16 protein-coding genes and 1 pseudogene are annotated in these 20,852 nt (G+C 49.3%); 7 read left to right on the forward strand and 10 right to left on the reverse strand.

Going from position 1 to position 20,852, the window contains the following annotated elements; translation table 11 throughout:
- Positions 1-151: 151 nt before the first annotated feature.
- On the reverse strand, positions 152-1,210 hold the full coding sequence (locus HMPREF2608_RS01215; protein WP_070825699.1) for a histone deacetylase family protein: 1,059 nt from the start codon (positions 1,208-1,210) through the stop codon (positions 152-154).
- Positions 1,211-1,386: 176 nt separating this feature from the next.
- Between HMPREF2608_RS01215 and yajC the strand changes: the two genes are divergently transcribed.
- The 4 genes from yajC to HMPREF2608_RS01235 all read left to right on the forward strand — a co-directional run bounded on the left by yajC (position 1,387) and on the right by HMPREF2608_RS01235 (position 5,727).
- Complete coding sequence (gene yajC, locus HMPREF2608_RS01220) at positions 1,387-1,653, forward strand: preprotein translocase subunit YajC (protein ID WP_003675720.1); 267 nt, start codon at positions 1,387-1,389, stop codon at positions 1,651-1,653.
- A 75-nt stretch (positions 1,654-1,728) separates the two neighbouring features.
- On the forward strand, positions 1,729-3,582 hold the full coding sequence (secD, locus tag HMPREF2608_RS01225) for a protein translocase subunit SecD (RefSeq protein ID WP_070825700.1): 1,854 nt from the start codon (positions 1,729-1,731) through the stop codon (positions 3,580-3,582).
- A gap of 3 nt (positions 3,583-3,585) precedes the next feature.
- Positions 3,586-4,521, forward strand: coding sequence for a protein translocase subunit SecF (secF, locus tag HMPREF2608_RS01230; RefSeq protein WP_003686183.1), 936 nt, complete (start codon positions 3,586-3,588; stop codon positions 4,519-4,521).
- A gap of 324 nt (positions 4,522-4,845) precedes the next feature.
- Positions 4,846-5,727 carry a carbohydrate kinase family protein gene (locus HMPREF2608_RS01235; RefSeq protein WP_070825701.1) on the forward strand — a complete coding sequence of 294 codons (882 nt, stop codon included), beginning with the start codon at positions 4,846-4,848 and terminating at the stop codon, positions 5,725-5,727.
- A gap of 79 nt (positions 5,728-5,806) precedes the next feature.
- On the opposite strand, the gene HMPREF2608_RS01240 is transcribed toward HMPREF2608_RS01235, so the two are convergent.
- From HMPREF2608_RS01240 to rimP, 5 genes are all read right to left on the reverse strand, one after another.
- Complete coding sequence (locus tag HMPREF2608_RS01240) at positions 5,807-6,364, reverse strand: nitroreductase family protein (RefSeq protein ID WP_070825702.1); 558 nt, start codon at positions 6,362-6,364, stop codon at positions 5,807-5,809.
- A 110-nt stretch (positions 6,365-6,474) separates the two neighbouring features.
- Positions 6,475-9,213, reverse strand: a complete 2,739-nt coding sequence (locus HMPREF2608_RS01245; RefSeq protein WP_070825703.1) for a calcium-binding protein — start codon at positions 9,211-9,213, stop codon at positions 6,475-6,477.
- Between the two features lie 351 nt (positions 9,214-9,564).
- Positions 9,565-12,459, reverse strand: a complete 2,895-nt coding sequence (infB, locus tag HMPREF2608_RS01250) for a translation initiation factor IF-2 (protein WP_070825704.1) — start codon at positions 12,457-12,459, stop codon at positions 9,565-9,567.
- An 11-nt stretch (positions 12,460-12,470) separates the two neighbouring features.
- Positions 12,471-13,976: a transcription termination factor NusA gene (gene nusA / locus HMPREF2608_RS01255; protein ID WP_049330906.1), complete on the reverse strand. Its 1,506-nt coding sequence runs from the start codon at positions 13,974-13,976 to the stop codon at positions 12,471-12,473.
- Between the two features lie 27 nt (positions 13,977-14,003).
- Complete coding sequence (gene rimP / locus HMPREF2608_RS01260) at positions 14,004-14,435, reverse strand: ribosome maturation factor RimP (RefSeq protein WP_003685973.1); 432 nt, start codon at positions 14,433-14,435, stop codon at positions 14,004-14,006.
- 343 nt (positions 14,436-14,778) lie between these two features.
- Here rimP and serC point away from each other — a divergent pair, with 343 nt between their 5' ends.
- Positions 14,779-15,885, forward strand: coding sequence for a phosphoserine transaminase (gene serC, locus HMPREF2608_RS01265; RefSeq protein ID WP_070825705.1), 1,107 nt, complete (start codon positions 14,779-14,781; stop codon positions 15,883-15,885).
- A gap of 63 nt (positions 15,886-15,948) precedes the next feature.
- Here the strand turns inward: serC and HMPREF2608_RS01270 are convergent, their stop codons facing one another.
- The 3 genes from HMPREF2608_RS01270 to rnhA all read right to left on the reverse strand — a co-directional run bounded on the left by HMPREF2608_RS01270 (position 15,949) and on the right by rnhA (position 18,374).
- Positions 15,949-17,142: an LD-carboxypeptidase gene (locus HMPREF2608_RS01270; protein ID WP_070825706.1), complete on the reverse strand. Its 1,194-nt coding sequence runs from the start codon at positions 17,140-17,142 to the stop codon at positions 15,949-15,951.
- 74 nt (positions 17,143-17,216) lie between these two features.
- Positions 17,217-17,615 carry an HIT family protein gene (locus HMPREF2608_RS01275; protein ID WP_070825708.1) on the reverse strand — a complete coding sequence of 133 codons (399 nt, stop codon included), beginning with the start codon at positions 17,613-17,615 and terminating at the stop codon, positions 17,217-17,219.
- 321 nt (positions 17,616-17,936) lie between these two features.
- Entirely contained in the window at positions 17,937-18,374 is a 438-nt protein-coding gene (gene rnhA / locus HMPREF2608_RS01280; protein ID WP_070825709.1) for a ribonuclease HI, read from the reverse strand.
- A gap of 424 nt (positions 18,375-18,798) precedes the next feature.
- Between rnhA and HMPREF2608_RS01285 the strand changes: the two genes are divergently transcribed.
- Positions 18,799-19,158, forward strand: a complete 360-nt coding sequence (locus HMPREF2608_RS01285) for a hypothetical protein (RefSeq protein WP_141761445.1) — start codon at positions 18,799-18,801, stop codon at positions 19,156-19,158.
- 205 nt (positions 19,159-19,363) lie between these two features.
- Complete coding sequence (tehB, locus tag HMPREF2608_RS01290; RefSeq protein WP_070825710.1) at positions 19,364-20,233, forward strand: SAM-dependent methyltransferase TehB; 870 nt, start codon at positions 19,364-19,366, stop codon at positions 20,231-20,233.
- Positions 20,234-20,289: 56 nt separating this feature from the next.
- Here the strand turns inward: tehB and HMPREF2608_RS01295 are convergent.
- Positions 20,290-20,780: pseudogene (locus HMPREF2608_RS01295) on the reverse strand (N-acetyltransferase family protein).
- Positions 20,781-20,852: the final 72 nt, after the last annotated feature.

Consider the following 20,852-nt stretch of genomic DNA (forward strand, 5'->3'; position numbering starts at 1 on the left):
GTTTTATTGATATGTTTTATGTTTGTTATTTTACTACTAATAATATGGAAATGGTTTGTCTTTGCTCAAATTAAAGTTTGTAAATGAAAAAAAAGGCCGTCTGAAATGGATAATCTATTTTCAGACGGACTGGGGCAATAGTTTGAATGCGTTATGGTGTAGGATTGTTACTTTTGCCGCGCTTCAGATGTTTTTGGTAGGCGATGACGTAGTCGGCCTTGCTTAAGCCCGCCAATACGCGAATATGGGCGGCGGCGGATTTGGACATGGATTCCAAGGTATAGCCGCCTTCCAGCACGGAAACGACACGTCCTTGACAGCTTGCCGTTGCTTGGACGATTTTGTGCGTCAGCCAGGCAAAGTCGGCTTCATGCAGGTTCAGACGGCCTGTTTCGTCTTGTTTATGCCCGTCAAAACCTGCCGAAAGCAACACCAACTCGGGACGGAAAGCCGTGAGCTTGGGCAGCCATTGTTTGCGGATGGTCGTGCGGAAGATACGGCTGCCTGTGCCCGGTTTGAGGGGCGTATGCAGCATATTTTTATTGCCGGCGTATTGTTCCGCCTGAGGGAAGGGAAAGATGTCGGTTTCAAACAGGTTGAAAAACATCACGCGCGGATCGTCTTGGAGAATCTCCGCCGTACCATCGCCGAAGTGGACGTCGAAATCGATGACGGCGATGCGTTGCAAGCGGTATTGGGCAATGGCGTGCATCACGCCGGCGGCAACGTTGTTGATCAGGCAAAATCCGCCGGCGCTGTTGCTGTGGGCATGGTGGCCTGGCGGGCGGATGGCGCAAAAAGCATGCCAGGCCTTTTTGTTCATCACCATATCGACTGCTTTGACAACGGCTCCGGCCGCAAAACGGGCGGCTTGGAGGGAGTCGTGGCAGATGACGGTATCGTCGTCGATACGGTGGATTTTACCGGGGAGCGGCTGGGCAGATTCCAACTCGTGCAGATAGTTGCGCGAGTGGACCAATGCTAGTTGTGCATCTTTAATTTCGGGTGCTTCAGCGGTTTGCAGATGACGCCAAATGCCTTCCTTTTTTAAGGCGGATTGAATGGAGCTGATGCGTTCTGGATTGTCGGGGTGGTTGGTGCCTGGCTGGTGCTGCAGAAATATCGGATGGGAAATCCATACGGTGCGGGCATTTTTGCCAAGTAGTCGACGCAGCAGGGTACGCACGCGCCAAATGATTTTTTTAAGCATGGAAAGTGTGTATCGAACGAGTCGCACGGACTGCTAAATATGGTTAATAAATACGGAAATGCTTGGAAATTTTTCAGACGGCCTTTAGAATAGCTCAATTTTACAGTCCGACCAACTGCGTTTGGGGCTGTATGCAGTTTTTTACTTAATCTAAAACTTGAAAGAACGGATATATTATGAATCAAGCAGTGGCTCAATTTGCCCCTTTAGTGCTGATCATGGTGGTGTTCTACTTCCTGATTATGCGTCCTCAACAAAAGAAATTCAAAGCGCACCAAGCGATGTTGGCCGCTTTGAAAGTCGGCGATAAAGTCGTTTTGGCGGCAGGCTTCAAAGGCCGCGTGACCAAAGTCGGCGAGCAATTCTACACTGTCGACATCGGTCAAGGTGCGAAAATCGAAGTGGAAGTTGAGCGCAACGCAATTGCCGCGAAAGCCGAATAATCCGTTTTTTTGCAAAAAGCCGCCTCATTTTCCGAGCGCGGCTGTTTGCCTTTATAAATAAAGCAAAGGTTTACCATGAACCGTTATCCTTTATGGAAATACCTGCTGATTGCGTTCACGATTGTGGTTGCGGCTGTTTACTCGCTGCCCAACCTTTTCGGTGAAACGCCTGCCGTACAGGTATCAACCAACCGACAAGCCATCGTGATCAACGATCAAACCCAGTCTAAAGTGGATGCCGCGCTGAAACAGGCAGGTATTCAGACTGATGGTATGTTCATCGTCGACAACTCGCTGAAAGTGCGTTTCAAAGATACCGAAACGCAACTGAAAGCGCGCGACGTCATCGAAAATACTTTAGGCGAGGGCTATATTACCGCGCTCAACCTGTTGGCAGACAGCCCTGAGTGGATGGCGAAAATCAAAGCTAATCCGATGTTCCTGGGCCTGGACTTGCGCGGCGGCGTGCATTTCACCATGCAGGTGGACATGAAAGCCGCGATGCAGAAAACGTTTGAACGTTATTCCGGCGATATCCGCCGCGAATTGCGCCGCGAAAAAATCCGTACCGGCACGGTGCATCAGACTGAAAACGGTCTGACCGTGCCTTTGCAAGATGCTGCCGATGTACAAAAAGCCTTGCCTCAGTTGCAAAAATTGTTCCCTGAAGCTACGCTGCTGCCGGACGGTAACAATATCGTGCTGACTTTGTCTGAAGAGGCAATCAATAAAGTACGTTCTGATGCAGTTAAACAAAACATTAATACGTTGCACAACCGTGTGAACGAATTGGGTGTGGCAGAACCGGTTATCCAACAATCCGGCCTTGACCGCATTGTCGTACAGCTGCCGGGTGTACAAGATACTGCCAAAGCAAAAGACATTATCGGCCGTACCGCGACTTTGGAAGTGCGTATGGTGGAAGACGATCCGATCAAATTGCAAGAAGCTTTGAACGGCAATGTGCCGACCGGTTACGAATTGCTGTCAAGCGGTGGCGATCGTTTTGAAACTATTTTGGTTAGTAAACAAGTTGAACTGACCGGCGACAATATTAATGACGCGCAACCTAGCACTGACCAAATGGGCGCACCTTCTGTGAGCCTGAGATTGGATAGTGCAGGCGGTAGTATTTTTGGCGAATTGACTTCGGCTAATGTGGGTAAACGTATGGCTATGGTGTTGATCGACCAAGGTAAATCTGAAGTCGTCACTGCACCTAAAATCCTCGGTGCAATTACCGGTGGTCGTGTAGAAATTACTGGCAGTATGACAAAAGCAGAAGCTGAAGATACTTCATTGTTGCTGCGTGCCGGCTCGCTGGCTGCACCTATGCAAATTGTCGAAGAACGTACCATTGGCCCGTCTTTGGGTAAAGAAAACATTGAAAAAGGTTTCAATTCCACCTTGTGGGGCTTTGCCGCCGTTGCCGCATTTATGGTGGTTTACTACCGCCTGATGGGTTTCTTCTCTACCATCGCTTTGAGTACCAATATTTTGTTCTTGGTAGGCATTTTGTCTGCTATGCAGGCAACGCTGACCCTGCCGGGTATTGCAGCGTTGGCATTGACATTGGGTATGGCGATTGACTCCAACGTATTGATTAACGAGCGTATCCGTGAAGAATTACGCGGAGGTATGCCACCTCAGCAGGCAATCAATCTGGGTTTCCAACACGCTTGGGCAACCATTGTCGACTCTAACTTGACCTCTCTGATTGCCGGTATTGCTTTGTTGGTATTCGGTTCCGGCCCTGTACGCGGTTTTGCCGTTGTGCACTGTATCGGTATTCTGACCTCGATGTACTCGTCTGTGGTCGTGTTCCGTGCTTTGGTCAACCTGTGGTACGGTCGCCGTCGCAAATTGCGGAATATTTCCATTGGTGCGGTATGGAAGCCGAAAGCTGAAATGGCAGAAGGCAAGGAGTAAAACATGGAATTATTTAAAATCAAACGCGATATTCCGTTTATGAGCTACGGCAAACTGACGACTTTTATTTCGTTGGTTACGTTTATCGCCGCCGTGTTCTTTTTAGTAACCAAAGGCCTGAATTTCTCCGTTGAATTTACCGGCGGTACGGTGATGGAAGTCCAATATCAGCAGGGCGTGGATGTGAATAAAACGCGCGAACGCCTCGATACGCTGAAAATGGGTGATGTACAGGTTCAGGCATTGGGTACGAACAAACACATCATGATTCGCCTGCCAAACAAAGAAGGCGTAACGTCTGCCCAGCTGTCCAACCAAGTGATGGATTTGCTGAAAAAAGACAATCCTGACGTTACCTTGCGCCAAGTCGAATTCATTGGCCCCCAGGTTGGTGAAGAATTGGTTACCAATGGTTTGATGGCATTGGGCTTCGTGGTGGCAGGTATTATTATTTACTTGTCCATGCGTTTTGAGTGGCGTTTTGCAGTATCCGCGATTATTGCGAATATGCACGATATCGTGATTATTCTCGGCTGTTTCGCCTTCTTCCAATGGGAATTCTCTCTGACTGTCTTGGCAGGTATCTTGGCAGTTTTGGGTTATTCCGTGAACGAATCTGTGGTTGTGTTTGACCGTATTCGTGAAAACTTCCGTAAGCCACATATGCGCGGCCACACTGTGCCGGAAGTCATCGACAACGCGATTACTGCAACCATGAGCCGTACCATCATTACCCACGGTTCGACCGAGGCAATGGTTGTTTCTATGCTGGTGTTCGGCGGTGCAGCCTTGCACGGTTTCTCTATGGCGCTGACCATCGGTATCGTATTCGGTATTTACTCTTCCGTATTGGTTGCCAGCCCGCTCTTGCTGATGTTCGGTTTGAGTCGTGAGAACATTGCCAAAGAAGTGAAGAAAAAAGAAGAAGTTGTGGTTTAATCGTTGCAATACTTCAATAAAGGCCGTCTGAAAATTGATTGAATCAGTTTTCAGACGGCTTTTTGTATTTAAATTTCAGAATATTTTGTTTTAATGAAATATGAGGGGATAAATATGAAAGAAAAAGAAAAAATAGGAACAATATAATTTTGTGATGAATCAAGTTTATTGTCTGATGTTCCCTTAATTGCTTGTCAGTCCCAATATTTTAAAACATAATACTTTTGCCCCCGATGCTGGAGTTTTACTACAAGTACATGATTTGCAAAAAATCTGTCGGGAGTGCAGACCCTGCCAATCAACCTCAAAAAAGGAAGGCCAAGAATGAAAGTAACCAGTTTCGGCGAAGTACTGTGGGACGATTTTCCAAACGGAAAGGTATTGGGTGGTGCACCCTTGAATGTTACCGTTCGTTTGCAGTCTTTGGGTATCGATACTGCCATTATCAGTCGTCGCGGCGATGATGCCGATGGTGAAGAATTGCTATGCAAGATTCAAAGCAAAAACGTCAACACTGATTATTTGCAGGTTTGCCAGGAATGCGCGACCAGTTTGGTGAAAGTACACTTGGACAAGTCTGGCAGTGCGTCTTATGAGATTGTTTATCCTTGCGCGTGGGACAGGATTGCGGTTGATGATGCGGCAATCAAACGTGTGTCAGAATCCGATGCTTTCGTTTTTGGCAGCTTGGCAACCCGTGATGAAGTTTCGCGTAAAAGTTTGGCAGTTTTGCTGAAAGAAGCCAAATTCAAAATTTTTGATGTTAATCTGCGCAAGCCTCATTACGATATTGACCGCTTGTTGGAGACCATGAAACAGTCCGATATGGTCAAACTCAATGATGATGAGTTGTATGAATTAGCTGCGGCTTATGGCTCTCCTTATCACAGTATCGAACAAAATATTAGCTACCTTGTTAAGCTGACAGGTGTCAAAATCTTGTGTGTAACTTTGGGTAGTCATGGCGCGGTTTTGTATAAGGACGGCGAGTTGTACCGTCATTGCGGTTTCCGCGTCAAAGTGGTGGATACTGTCGGCTCAGGCGACAGCTTTCTTGGCGGTTTGACTTACAAACTGCTGAACAATGCGCCTCCTCAAGAAGCCATTGCTTTTGCTTGTGCGCTGGGTGCGTTGGTTGCTTCACGTCATGGTGCAACGGCAGATATTTCTTTGGAAGAAATTGAAGCGTTTATGTGTCCGGCTTGATGCTTCGATAATAGATATAGAAAGGCCGTCTGAACAACCATTAAATCAGGTTTTCAGACGGCCATAGTGTTTTCAGGCGTTACCAATAAGTTGTAAAACATTCCAAGTTAGTATTTTTCGGGCCGCCGCCTTCTTCGGTCGGCGAACCAATCATCATCAGGCCGATGATTTTGTCTTTGTCAGCACACTCAAATGCTTCGCGCAACAATGGGCTGTTGACCCACATGCCCGTAATCCAAACATTGTCGAAGCCTTGGGCAGAAGCAGCCAGTTGTAAAGCATAGGCGGCGCATCCGGCAGTCAGCATTTGCTCCCATTCAGGTTTCGGTTTTGCCACTTCACGGTTCGGCGCGAATGTAACGCCGATAATCATAGGCGCCATGTTGCCGACACGTTCGGCCTTTTTCATGGCATCATCGCCGAAGTTGAGTTCGGTAACGGTCTTGCTCAAAAGCGCACGGAAACGTTGCAAACCGGCTTCGCTTTGAATAACGGTAAAGCGGAAAGGGCGCATATTGCCGTGATCGGGTACTTGTGTTGCCGCTTGCAGCATTTGTTCTAGTTGCTCGGCATTGGGTGCCGGAGCAGTCAGTTTTTTGGAAGAACGACGCGTGGTGAGGAGATTTAAGGCATTCATTTTTATTCTTTCTTGTGAATTCGAATGAGAATAATTATATAACAGAACGATAAATAAATCAGCAAAGGACTAAGGCCGTCTGAATTAAGGTTTCAGACGGCCTTTGAGTTTTACAGGATACCGTTGTTTTGTGTATTTTCAGTCATCAGTGCTTTGCTGATTTCGTCGGCGGTGTAGCTCTTACCGTTTCCGAATACAAAGCTGTCGACATTATTGTTGGCAATGTCATGGATGGTCAGGGTGTCGCCTGTATCTTTGATGGTTAAGACCCAATCATCGCCGGTTTTCAACTGTAAATCTTTCAGCGTCAGCCCTTCTTTGAAAAGGACTTGGGTATCGCTGCCACCATACGGATTAAAGGTGTCGTTGCCGCTGTTTCTGCCAAACATGATAACGGTGTTGTCGGCACCCGGGTCGGTAATGGTATCGTTGCCGCCGGCCGTATCAACGATGTTGATGCCTCGGCCCAAAGTAATGGTTTCATCGCTTCGGTTGCCCCTGTATTCGACAACAGAAGTGTAATGCGACAAATCTAAATCGCTGTTGTCGCTATCGGCGTGGATGGTGTGATTGAAGTTGTTGTACACATCACGGTTGAGTTCTTCAACGGGTTGGCCTGTGTATTGGACGATGTTTTTGTTGCCGATCATGTGCGGGATAGACAGTTTGAAGTGGTTGATCAGCTCGCCTGTGCTGTATGAGGTATTGCCGTCAAACTGAAACTCGGAAATCGCACCATAAATACCGCTTTGGTTTTTGATGGTTAAAACATCGTCCGTGCCTTTAATGCGGATATGCCAAGTATCGCCATCCAACAGGGGGGGGGATACAAATTGGTTGCTGTCGGGTATGTCGGCAATCCCGGTTTTGTCGTAACCTTTTTCAACGGTAATTTCGAGGTCGTCAAGGGTAATGCCGCCGGTAAATTTAACGACATTAGCGTTGAGTCTGTGTAGGCTTGCCTCGCTATCAAAACCGAAGTTGTAGTCGAAAATGGTGTCGTGGCCGTAACCTTTTCCGAAAACATAGGTGTCGTTGTGTTCTCCGCCTTCCAGATAATCATTGCCTGCGCCGCCGTCGAGTAAGTCGGTGCCTACATGGGCATAGAGTTTGTCGTTACCGTTGCCACCATAGAATTTATCGTCGGAAGCAGGTTCGTTGCCGTAATAGGTTTCGCTGTGTTCGCGTAAGATGTCATCTCCGTCGTGGCCATAGAGGGTGTCATGGCCGTCGTTGCCAGCGTCAATTTCATTGTCGGCTGCATTACCATGCAAAGTGTCGTCGCCGTTTGTGCCGGCAAATTTAATGGTTTCGGCTTTCACTGGTTGGAAGGCCTGTTGGAACTGCGCGGCAGTGTAGGTTTGGTCGTTGAACTGGAAACGGTCGATGGAAATACTGCCATCCGCGCCGATTTGGTTTTGAATCAGGGCTGAACCTTGTTCCGAAGTAATTTCCCAGCTTTGGCTGCCATCATCGTTATGGATGGTCTTCAAGTTGAGCTTGGCATTGTTCAGGCCGTCTGAAAACTTGAGGGTATTGATGCCTTGGTTGTCGATAATGGTATCGTTGTTGCCGTAGATATAGGTATCGTTTCCGGCGCCGCCTTTCAGAATGTCTTTCCCCTTGCCGCCCACCAAAACATCGTTGCCTGCATCACCGTTGATGAGATCGTTACCGTCGCCGCCATCTAGATAGTCGTTGCCGTCGCCGCCGTTTAGGTTGTCGTTGCCACCCATGCCGTAAACGGTATCATCACCGCGTCCGCTGTTGAGGCGGTTGCGGCCTTCGTTACCGGTCAGGATGTTATTGCTGTTGTTGCCGGCAGCAAAAATATTGGCCGAGCCGGTCAAGGTAACATTTTCGACATGGGTAGCGGCAGTATGGGAAATGCTGCTGAATACGGTGTCTTCGCCGCCGTCAGCCTGTTCAATCACCACGTCTTTGACATCATCAATGTAGTAAGTGTCATTGCCATCCCCACCTTCCATAATGTCGGCACCGGCTTTGCCGTCGATAATATCGTCGCCGGATGTGCCGATCAGGTGGTCATTGTCGTCGCTGCCATCGATGGTCTTACCGCTTTCGGTATGCTCTGTCAGGGAAATATCAAAATATTTGGCAAAGCTGTTTACATCCAGTTTTTGTGTGCCGATGATGAATTGGGAGACTGCCGGTGTTGTACCGTTTTGAGTGTATTGGTTTTTGATGGTTAAAACGGCGTTGCTGTTTTTCACGGCAATCAGCCAGTCATGACCGCCGGTTTCATTGTTTCGGACTTCAACGGTTAAATCGTTAAGGCTCAGGTCAGTATGGAAGCGGATGCTGTTGTGGCCTTGGTTGTCGATGATGGTGTCTTGCTCGCTTTTGGCAGAGAAAAGGTAGGTGTCGTCACCTTCGCCACCTTCAAGCACATCGTTGCCTGTTTCTCCGTTGAGGGTGTCATTGCCTGTTTCGCCGAAAAGACGGTCGTCGCCTTCGCCGCCGTTGATGAAATCGTTACCGCCACCGCCGTAAACGATGTCGTCTCCGCGGCCGCTGTTGAGGCGGTTGCGGCCTTCATTGCCGATGAGGATGTTGTTGCTGTTGTTGCCAGCACCGAAAATGTTGGCTGTACCCGTCAAAACAAGGTTTTCAACGTGGTTTGGAAGGGTATAGCTGACGTTGCTGTAAACCGTATCATCGCCACCATTTGGATTTTCAATGATTTTATCGTCGCTGCGGGTTACATAATAAACGTCATCTCCCGATGTACCTGTTGTTGCTTGTGCAATAGGGGATGGCTGTAATTGCTCTAAATGTCGTAATTCAAATTGCGCATTGCGGATGCGCATTGCTTTTTCGATTGTCATGATATTTTCTTTAGATATTGATGAGAGTAACAAGGAAGTAAACGTATCCGGCATATGACCGGTATTGCTTAATTTGTATTGTGTTTAGGCTGTATATACTAGTGCCGAAATTTGAGAAAAACAACAGAAACGTTAAGATATGACAATATATAGAGAGCCTTATCAGGCTTAGTTTGCCGTCTATTCTTTTGCCAAATGGCTTTGCCTTGTGCGGCTGTTTTGTTTCTTATATACCACACATCAATTTCAATAGTTTCAAACTATGAATGGTTGTAAAAAGGCCGTCTGAAAAATTAGAAGCAGGTTTCGCATTGCAAAACCTGCTTCTAATTTTTCAGACGGTCTGTCTGATTACAGAGTACGGGCAACTTCGACGATGTCGAAACATTCGAGTTGGTCGCCTTCCATAATCTCGTTGTAGCCTTTGAGCATCAGACCACACTCGAAGCCCATGCGGACTTCTTTGACGTCGTCTTTGTAGCGTTTCAAAGAAGATAGCTCGCCGGTATGGATAACCACGTTGTTGCGGATGAGGCGGACATGGGAATCGCGTTTGACCACCCCATCGGTAACCATACAGCCTGCAATATTACCGACTTTGGAAACGGAGATAACCTGACGGATTTCGACCGTGCCGGTTACTTGCTCTTTCTCTTCCGGAGAGAGCATACCGCTCATGGCGGCTTTCACGTCGTCGATGGCATCGTAAATGATGTTGTAGTAACGGATTTCCACGTTTTCATTCTCAGCCAGTTTGCGTGCGGAAGCATCTGCACGGACGTTAAAGCCGATGATGAATGCGCCGGAAGCGATGGCCAAGTTGACATCAGATTCGGTAATGCCGCCAACGCCGCTGTGCAACACGTTCACTTTCACTTCGTCTGTGGACAGTTTTTTCAGACTGCCCGCCAAAGCTTCGTAAGAACCTTGTACGTCTGCTTTGATGATGACGGACAAGGATTGGGCTTGGTTTTCGCCCATGTTGTTGAACATGTTTTCCAGTTTTGCGGCCTGTTGTTTGGCCAAGCGTACGTCGCGGTATTTGCCTTGACGGAAGAGGGCGATTTCGCGCGCTTTTTTCTCGTCAGCCAATACCATTGCATCTTCGCCTGCGTTCGGAACGTCGGACAAGCCGAGGATTTCGACAGGGATAGACGGACCGGCTTCATTGATGGCTTTGCCGTTTTCGTCAACCATTGCACGGATTTTACCGAATGCAGTACCGGCCAGCAGCATATCGCCTTTTTTCAGTGTACCGCTTTGAACCAGCAATGTGGCAACCGCGCCGCGGCCTTTGTCCAAACGTGCCTCAACAATGATACCTTTGGCAGGTGCATCGACTGGGGCAGTCAGTTCCAAAACTTCGGCTTCGAGCAAGACGGCTTCGAGCAATGCATCGATGTTCAGGCCTTTTTTAGCGGAAACGTCGATAAACTGTACATCGCCGCCCCATTCGTCAGGCACGACTTCGTGCGCAGTCAGCTCTTGGCGGATACGCTCAGGGTTGGCGGCTTCTTTATCGATTTTGTTGACGGCAACCACAATTGGTACGCCGGCGGCTTTAGCGTGGGCAATTGCCTCGATGGTTTGCGGCATCACGCCGTCGTCGGCGGCAACCACGAGGATCACGATATCGGTTGCTTTCGCACCGCGCGCACGCATTGCGGTAAACGCTTCGTGACCCGGAGTATCCAAGAAAGTAATCACGCCGCGAGGGGTTTCAACGTGGTATGCACCGATGTGTTGGGTAATGCCACCCGCTTCGCCTTGTACCACTTTGGCGCGGCGGATGTAGTCCAGCAGGGAAGTTTTACCGTGGTCAACGTGACCCATCACGGTAACAACCGGTGGACGCGGCAATGCTTCGGCTTCAACTGCTTCAACGCCTTCATCCAGGAATGCTTCAGGGTCGTCGGCTGCAGCAGGTTTGCCGATGTGGCCGAGTTCTTCCACTACAATCAGGGCAGTGTCTTGGTCGATAGATTGGTTGATGGTTACCATCATGCCCATTTTCATCAGGGCTTTAACCACTTCAACGCCTTTAACGGCCATTTTGTGTGCCAAGTCGGCAACGGTAATGGTTTCAGGCACCAAAACTTCGTGTACGACAGGTTCGGTCGGCGCTTGGAAGGCGTGTTGGTTTGGCTCAAGTTTGAGTTTTTTGCCTTTTTTGCCGCCGCGTACGCGCTCGTCGTCGCCATTGCGAGCATTGTTGCGGTCACGGCCGCCTTTGCCGCCTTTACCTTTGGCATTACGGCCTTGGTTTTCTTCGTCACGGTCACGACGGTCTTCTTTTTTACCGCGCGCGTTGTGTTCGGATTTGCCTTCGCCGGATGCCGCTTTTGCTTTCTCGGCAGGCTTATTGCGTTCGCCTGATTTGGCTTCTTTAGTAGGTTTTGAGTCTTGATCGGCCTGTTGTTTCATGGCTTCACGGCGTGCTTGACGCTCTTGTTTTTCTTTCAACAAGGCTTCTTGATGCGCACGCAGGGCGGCGGCACGACGGGCTTCTTCATCGCGTTGAGCCTGTTCTTCCACGCTGACGACAGGTTGCGGTACGGCAGGAGCGGCAGGTTTGGCTGCTTTTTTCGCTTCTTTGCCTTTGCTGCCTTTGTCTTGTTTGGCTTTGGCAGGTTTTTTGGCTTCGGCTGGTTTTTCAGCTTCAACGGATTTTTCAGACGGCTTGTTGTCTGCTTTAGCCTTAACTTTTGCTTCGGCCTTAGCTTCTACGGCTTCAACCGGTTTGGCTTCTTCTTTTTTGGCTTCGGCAGGTTTGCCTTCTGCTTTTGGTGCGGCTTTGGCTGCTTTTAGTCTGGCTGCTTCGACCTCTGCTTTGGCACGGGCTTCGGCTTTTGCGGCAGCTTCTGCTTCAGCTTTGGCTTTTTCTTCGGCAGCTTGAGCAGCTGCTTTTTCTGCTTCAGCTTTTTGGTTTTCCGCTGCTACTTTGGCTTTAGCTTCCGCTACCAATTCTTCGGAAGAAGGAATGGTAACGGCACGGCTGCGGCGGCGTGTTTCCACTTTTACGCCGTCAACGGTGCTGACTTCGGTTTTTTTGCGGCGGATGCTGATGGTGCCACTGTTGCTGCCGTTTTTCTTTTGCAGGTAAGCGGTCAGCAATTGTTTGTCGTCAGTGGTTATGCTGTCATTACCGCTGTTTTTATTGACCCCGGCTTCTTTCAATTGTTTAAGCAAATCATCGACGGGGCGGTTTAGTTCGGCGGCAAATTGCGCTACGGTTGTATTACTCATTCAGTACCCCCTTAGTTGTTTTCTTCAGTAAACCAGTGTTCGCGTGCAGCCAAAATCACTTTTTTGGCTTCTTCTTCGTCAACACCGGTAATTTCGACCAATTCGTCAACAGACAATTCGGCCAGATCATCGCGTTGGGTAACTCCGGCTTCGGCCAGTTTGCGCAACATATCGGAATCTACGCCGTCCAAATTGCGCATGTCTTCAGACACTTCGCCCAGTTTTTCTTCTGCGGCGATGGTAATGGTCAGGATCGCGTCGCGTGCACGGTTACGCAGGGTTTCAACGATTTCTTCGTCAAAGCCGTCAATGGCAAGCAATTCTGCCGCTGGAACGTAAGCAACTTCTTCCAAAGTGGCAAAACCTTCTTCCACCAAGATATCGGCGGTTTCGTCGTCGATGTTCAAGTGGGTGGTGAATAGGTTGCGGATAACAGCGTCTTCGGCGGCATTGCGCTCGTCGGCTTCTTCAACGGTCATGATGTTCAGCTGCCAGCCGGTCAGGATGGAAGCCAGACGGACGTTTTGACCGCCGCGGCCGATGGCTAGCGCCAGTTGGTTTTCATCAACAATTACATCAACAGCGTGTTTGTCTTCATCAATCACGATGCGGCTTACTTCGGCGGGAGACAGCGCATTCATTACGAATTGGGCAGGCTCAGGAGACCACAATACGATGTCGATGCGTTCGCCGGACAATTCGTTGCTCACGGCGTTAACACGAGAACCGCGCACGCCGATACAAGTACCTTGCGGGTCGATGCGTTGGTCGTTGGCCTTAACGGCAACTTTGGCACGTTGGCCTGGATCGCGTGCTACTTCGCGGATTTCCAACAGGCCGTCTGCAATTTCAGGTACTTCGTTAGCGTAGAGTTTGGCCAAGAAGTCGCCGCTGGTACGGCTCAAAATGACTTGTTTGCGGCCGGTATTGCCGATTTCGTCCACACGCAGGAAGAGGGCGCGGATGCGGTCGCCGCTGCGGAAGTTTTCGCGTGGAATCATTTCTTCGCGCGGAATCAGGGCATCAAGTTTGCCTGCGACGACTTCAACGATGATGCCGTGGCGCTCGACACGTTTTACCGTACCGGAAACGATGTCTTCTTTAGAAGCGAGGAATTCGTTCAGGTTTTGCTCGCGCTCCGCATCACGGATGCGTTGCAGGATGATTTGTTTGGCAGTTTGCGCGGCTTGGCGGCCGAAACCTTCGTTTGGCAGCTGCTCTTCGTAGTATTCGCCGATTTGGATGGTGGTGCCGGGAATTTCTTCTTGGATTTCCTCGATGGTTTTTTCTACGTCGGGGTAGGTGTAGTCTTCATCGGCAACAATCAGCCAGCGGCGGAAGGTTTGGTATTCGCCGGTATCGCGGTCGATTTCGACGCGCACGTCCATGTGCTCGCGGTCGGCTTTTTTCTTGGCAGCAGTAGAGAGGGCGAATTCAAGGGCTTTGAATACGACTTCCGTTTCAACGTTTTTTTCACTTGCCAGCGCTTCGGCCAGCTGTAACATTTCGCGACTCATTTTCTAGAATCTCCAAGTAATCGGTTTTTAAAATTTAAATTCGGGGCGCAAACGGGCTTTGTCGATGTTGCTCAATTCGATTTGGGCGGTTTTGCCGTCGAAAGAGACGGTAACGATGTCGTTTTCGCAAGATTCGATGCGGCCGATGAAGTTTTTCTGACCATCAATCGGCAGGCGTGTTTTGATTTTGGCGTTCTGGCCGGCAAAGCGCACGAAGTCGGCGGCTTTTTTCAACGGACGGTCAAGGCCAGGGCTGGAGATTTCCAAACGTTTGTAGTCGATGTCTTCAACCATAAACACGCGGCTCAGATGGTTGCTGACAGTAGCGCAGTCTTCGACGGTGATGCCGCCTTCTTTATCGATGAAAACGCGTAAATCGCCTTGTGCGGTCAGTTCGAAATCGACCAGCTCGTAGCCCAAGCCAGGCAGGGTTTTATCAAGAATGCTTTGAATATCCATGCTTCTCCAGAAGTACATAAACAAAAAAATGGCCGCGCGGCCATTTTTCGTGTGATTTGAAAAATTGGCCTATTATAACTGTTTTCAAGATAAAAGAAAAGTGTTGATTTGGCGTGGATTTTTTGAAGTGATTGCTTAAATGTAAAGGGGAGGGTTGAGGCCGTCTGAAAAGGAAATTGTTGACAAGTTTTGGTGTGGTGTTTCTTAAATTAGTTTGGAAAACAAATAATTGGTATTGCTTTGTTTTCAGACGGCCTTGGATTTTCTGATTTTTCGTGCTTGCACAATGTGCAAGGCGGTTCTACAATTTCTTCATACCCACCGAATAAGAAAGAAGGCCGCCATGTCCGCACACCCGATTTACAATTTTTCCGCAGGTCCTGCCGTATTGCCGGAAGCGGTATTGCGTACCGCGCAACAGGAAATGCTCGACTACAACGGTACGGGTTTCCCCGTGATGGCGATGAGCCACCGTTCGGATATGTTTTTGAGTATTCTGCATCATGCCGAACAAGACTTGCGCCAGCTTTTGAATATTCCGTCCAATTATAAAATCCTGTTTTTACAGGGCGGTGCGACCACGCAATTCAATATGGTGGCCATGAATTTGGCGCACGGTTTTGCGACTGCCGACGCGGTGGTAACGGGCAACTGGAGCCGTATTGCCTATGAACAGATGAGCCGTTTGAGCAATGCCGAAATCCGTTTGGCCGCGCATGGCGGCGAGCAATATGCCTATAAAAACCTGCCTGCGGTTGAGGATTGGGATGTCAACCCGAATTCTGCGTTTGTTCATTTTGCGATTAATGAAACCGTAAACGGCTTGCAGTATCAAAACGTCCCCAAACTTTCAGACGGCCTGCCACCGTTGGTGTGCGATATGTCGAGCGAGATTTTGTCGCGTGAGTTTAATGTATTCGATTACGGCTTGATTTATGCCGGCGCGCAAAAAAATATCGGCCCTGCCGGTGCGACCGTGGTCATTATCCGCGAGGATTTACTGGAGCGTTGTCCGAACGATATTCCCGATGTGTTCAACTACCGTTCGCACATCAACCGCGACGGTATGTACAACACGCCTTCCACTTATGCGATTTATATGTCGGGCTTGGTGTTCCGCTGGCTGCAAACACAGGGCGGTGTGAAAAAAATTGAAGCGGTCAATCGAATAAAGGCGCACACCTTGTATGAGACGATAGACGGCAGCGGCGGTTTTTACATCAACGATATCCATCCTGATGCGCGCTCCAAAATGAACGTGGTCTTCAAAACCGCAAGCGAAGACTTGGACCGCCGCTTTGTGTTGGAAGCCGAGTTGCAAGGCTTGTGCCTGCTTAAGGGTTATAAAACCGTCGGCGGTATGCGTGCCAGTATTTACAATGCGATGCCGCTTGAAGGTGTGAACGCGTTGGCCGACTTTATGAAAGATTTCCAACGACGTTACGGTTAAGATGAAGATATAAAAAGGCCGTCTGAAACCCAGTTTCAGACGGCCTTTTGATTTGAATAAGCCTTATTCGGTGACTTCTTCAGTGATGCTGTCGCGGTAGATGGTGCTGTCGTAAGTCGGAACAGGAGGCGGCAGCAGGCTGTCGAGTGTCAGCGCGGACGGGTTCAGCGTAGGATAGCCACTGAAGGTAACGGAATAACCGCCGTTGCCGGTACTGCGGACTTTGGCATGCGCGCCCAAAGGGAAAGTGGTTTTGTTGGTGATGTGGCCGAATGGGAAGCCGGTCAACACAGGAATCTTGGCGGTGCGCGAAATGTGGTTGACGACGGCGGAGAAATCGTAGCTGGAGTCGTACACATCGCGGATGGTGCCCATGCGGAAATCGCCGAAGATGATGGCGCGTTGTTTTTGCAAAACACCTGACAGATAAAGCGTGTTGAGCATGCGCTCGATGCGGTAGGGTTGCTCGCTGACGTCTTCGATAAAGAGGATACCGCCTTGAATATCGGGCATGTAAGGCGTACCGGCAAGGGAGGCGAGAACGCTGAGGTTGCCGCCCCACAATGTGCCTTCGACATTGACATCGGCGCGTTGGATGGTTGGGACATCAACAATGTTGACGTTGTTGGTCGTGCCGCGGATAAAGGAATCCATGGTAAAGACGCTGGGGTCAGCTTTGCCGAATTCGCTGTACACCATCGGGCCGGCAAAGCTCATCATATTGCCTTTGGCCAACAGGGCGAGTTGGACGGCGCACACGTCGCTGAAACCGAAGAACAATGTACCGCGTTCGCGCATTCTGGCGCCGAGTGAGGCAAAGTCGATTTGCGGCAGGATGCGTGCCGCGCCGTAGCCGCCGCGCAGGCCCATCAAGACTTTGGGCGTTTCGACACGGCCGCTGGCAACGTCTTGGAAGTCGGCGGCGCGTTGGGCGTCGCTGCCGGCAAAGCGTTGGTAACGGCGGCTGCCTGCCTGTTGGTTGGTTACGGTAAAGCCTGCGTTGTAGAGGCGGGTCAGGCCGGTGGTCACGCGGTTGGGGTCTTCGGCGAAGCCTGACGGCGCAACAACGCGCAGGAGGTTGTCGCCGGAACGTGGCGGATGAGGTTGCTTAGGTTGCACGGTTTGGGCTTTCGCGGTGGTAGATGTGGTTTTGGTTTGCGGCGTGGTGGTCGTGCCTGTGCCGCAGGCTTGCAACAACCCTGCGCCTGCCGCGGCAGAGCAGGTACGCAGGAAATGGCGGCGCGTGGTGGAGTTCATTGAGGTTTTCCTTTCGTTATATGTTCAGACGGCCTGAAGCTTGGCGTGTCGGATCTTACAGGCCGTCTGAAAGTTTAAGCGATTAAGTTTTTGATTTTTTCCGGCCAGTTTTCGGGCAAGGTCATGCCGTGTTCGCGGACGGGCGCGGCCCAAATCGGTGCGGGGAAGTTGGCGTCGTTTTCAAAACGGGCGATGACGTGCCAATGCAGGTGGGGCACAACATTGCCGAGGCTGGCCAAATTGATTTTGGCCGGGCGGAAGACTTGGCGCATTGCGGCTTCAACCCGATACACCATTTCCATGATTTCGTTGCGTTCGGCAGGGGAAAGGTCGGTCATCTCGGAAACATGGTCATTCCAAATAACGCGGCAGAATGCCGGTGCGCCGGCTTCGTTGTGGACGGCGATAACGCGCAGGTTTGGCGTTTGCAGCAAAATGTCTTCGTTGTCGGCAGTGCAGATGGGGCAGGTCATGGGTTTTTCTTTCTCAGTCTGAATAGGAATCGGATGATTGCCATCAGGATTTTTAGAATGAGGTAAATAGCAGTCAGCGTGATGAATGTGAACAGCCACGGTTCAGGTATAAACCACCAAAATAAATAGGCAGGCGTGATTCAGTCGGCACATTCTTCGGCACTCTTAACGTGATCACACAATCCAAATTTAAAAAAATCATTGACATCATGAAAGGGCGAATAGGCGAACATCAGCGTTATGGGCGTCACACAAACCAATGCAATGACGGCAATCCAAAAGAGTGGTTTGAGATGTTTGAGTACATTCATGGATGAAGTGTCATACAAATTTTGCCGCCCCTTGATTGGCAAGCTCGTCGGCTTTTTCGTTTTCAAGGTGTCCGGCGTGGCCTTTTACCCATGTCCAGCGGACATCGTGTTGTTGAACCAAACTATCCAGCTCTTTCCATAAATCGTCGTTTTTAACCGGTTTTTTAGCGGCGGTTTTCCAGCCGTTTTTTTTCCAACCGTGTATCCAGCTTTCCATGCCGTTTTTGACGTATTGCGAGTCGGTGCAGATGACGACTTGGCAGCGGCGTTTTAAGGATTTCAGGCCTTCGATGACGGCGGTCAGCTCCATGCGGTTGTTGGTGGTTTCGGCTTCGCCGCCGAACAATTCTTTTTCGTGTGTGCCGTAGCGCATAAATACACCCCAGCCGCCTGCGCCGGGGTTGCCTTTGCATGCGCCGTCTGTGTAGAGGTAAACGGGTTTATCCATGGGCATGTCTTTGTCGAATAAGGCGGTATCATAACATAAGGCCGTCTGAAATATCGGCAAATACGGTTTGCGCGTGTAAAATACCCTGCACTTATCACTCGTTAAGTGGCGCGGGAGTAGCGTTAGTTAAGGCTAGAGGAATGTCGAAATCTAAGACTATAAATGCGGTTAATTAATCGGAAGATATGGCTAATCTAGGAGGAAATCGAAATAAAGGATTGAATGAAAGGGTTCCTAATTGCCAAAAAGAACAATCATAGCGTATAAAAATAGGGTTGAGTTTGTAGAAAAGGGGAAAACTATGTGGAAAGGGGTAACACCAAGTGGTGTAGCAGTAAGAGGATACAAAGACCCTAAAACTACAGGTTATCCAGTTATGGGAGACAAGTAGGATATGATAAATGTGAAGTTTAGTTGGATAGATATGTGGAAAGATGAATCTTTAGAACCACATTGTTCTATTCTAAATATAAATGAAGCTTTAAATATAACTCATTTTTTGATTGATGATGAGGGATTAGGTATAACCCATTTGAAAAAGTGGATAAAAAATGGTCTTGAAGAGATTGATAAAATATCTAAAAAAGAAATTTCTGAATATGATATGTGGGGGCAGACCTTAGGTGCGCTAATCTCGTTAGATAAAGTAACTATTTATTGGGGAGATGAAGAATATCCTGATGATTATCTTGAGTTTGAGCAATTTAAAACCATTTTAACTAATTGGTATAATTTCTTAATATCTGAACCCAATATAAGTAATGAAGTTTATTTTTCAGTTTAGATTAGAGGTATTATATGACGGTCATGATCGGTGGATATTTCGCCTTGGGCAATATGTATTGATCGGATTCCAAATGGCGTATATCTTGCACAAAGTGCGAGACCCGACCGAAACCTTGCAATTTAAAAGCGACAAGAGCGTGATTGCCATTCAAAAAGCCTTGGCAGAAGCCGTGTTGAAACCGTCAAAATAGAAAGGAAACATGATGAGCGAACAGCAAGAATTGTTTTGTTACAAACAGATGCCGGTGTGGACGGCGGACGAGATTCCTGAAGCCTTATTGTCCAAACACAATACCGCCGCCGGTACTTGGGGCTGCCTCAATGTCCTTCAAGGCCGTCTGAACTTCAACGAAGTGGACGAAGCGGGCAATATTACGGCCACGCATGAGCTGACGCCTGAAAGCGATGATTGGATTATCCATCCGCAAGCATGGCACTTTATCACGCCGCAAACGCAAGACACGGAAATCCAACTGTCGTTTTACTGCGAGGCGGCGGACTATTTCAATAAGAAATACGGCATGAGTGCGACACATTCGGCCGTCCGCGCCGCCGAAGGCATCGTGCCCGTCGGCAAGGTTTTGGATATGGGCTGCGGCCAGGGGCGCAATGCGCTGTATCTGGGTTTGAAAGGTTTTGACGTTACCGCTGTCGATAATAATCCCCATGCGGTTCAAAACGTGGAAGAGCTGGCGCGTATTGAAGAGTTGAATGTCCGTGCGTTTGAATACGACCTCAACGCCACCAATATTCAGGAAAACTTTGATTATATGGTGGCGACCGTGGTGTTTATGTTCCTGATGCCGCGTTACGTTCCTGACGTGATTGCCAATATGAAGGAACACACCAACCCCGGCGGCTACAATCTGATCGTGTCTGCGATGGATACGGAAGATTTCCCTTGTCCGATGCCGTTCCCGTTCAAGTTTGGCGAGGGTGAACTGCGCGAATACTATAAGGATTGGGAATTGGTGGAATACAAAGAAGAGCTGGGTTCGATGCACGCGAAAGACGAATTCGGCAATCCGATTCAGTTTAAATTCGTTACCATGCTGGCGAAGAAACCGCAATAAAGGTTTTGCCGTCAAAAGGCCGTCTGAATTCAGTTTTCAGACGGCCTTTGTCGTAATCAATCCACAATCTTTTTACCCAAAATCACGACGTCTGCCAACATGGTTTCCAAATCGCAGACTTGCGGCAGCCGTCCCCATTCTTCAAAACCGAAACGGTGAAACAGGTTCAGGCTCGGATAGTTGTGGCCGAACACAAGCGCGATGACGTTGCGGATGCCTAAGGACGGTGCGCGTTCGAGCATGTGCCGCAACAGGATTTTGCCCACGCCTGCGCCGCGCATATCGTGGCGGACATAAACGCTGACTTCTGCGCGGCGTAGCGAGGATGGTAGTCGCTGAAACTGCCCCAGGCCAATACGGTGCCGTCGGTATCGTAAAGGGCGTAGATCGGGCGTTTGTCCGTGTGTGCGGCAAACCACATTTCGCGTTCGGCAACCGTGGTCGGCGACAAATCGGCCGTGGATTGGCGCGTGGCCACGGTGCTGTTGTAAATATCGACGATAGCGGGCAAGTCTTGGCGCAGGGCAGGGCGGATGGTGTATTGCATTTCAGACGGCCTTTTATTGAATCAGTTTGGAGATAGTCTTAAAGGCCGAGACCTTTGCAAAATTCCCCAAAA

The organism is Neisseria sp. HMSC064D07 (assembly GCF_001837185.1).
Classification (GTDB): domain Bacteria; phylum Pseudomonadota; class Gammaproteobacteria; order Burkholderiales; family Neisseriaceae; genus Neisseria; species Neisseria flavescens_C.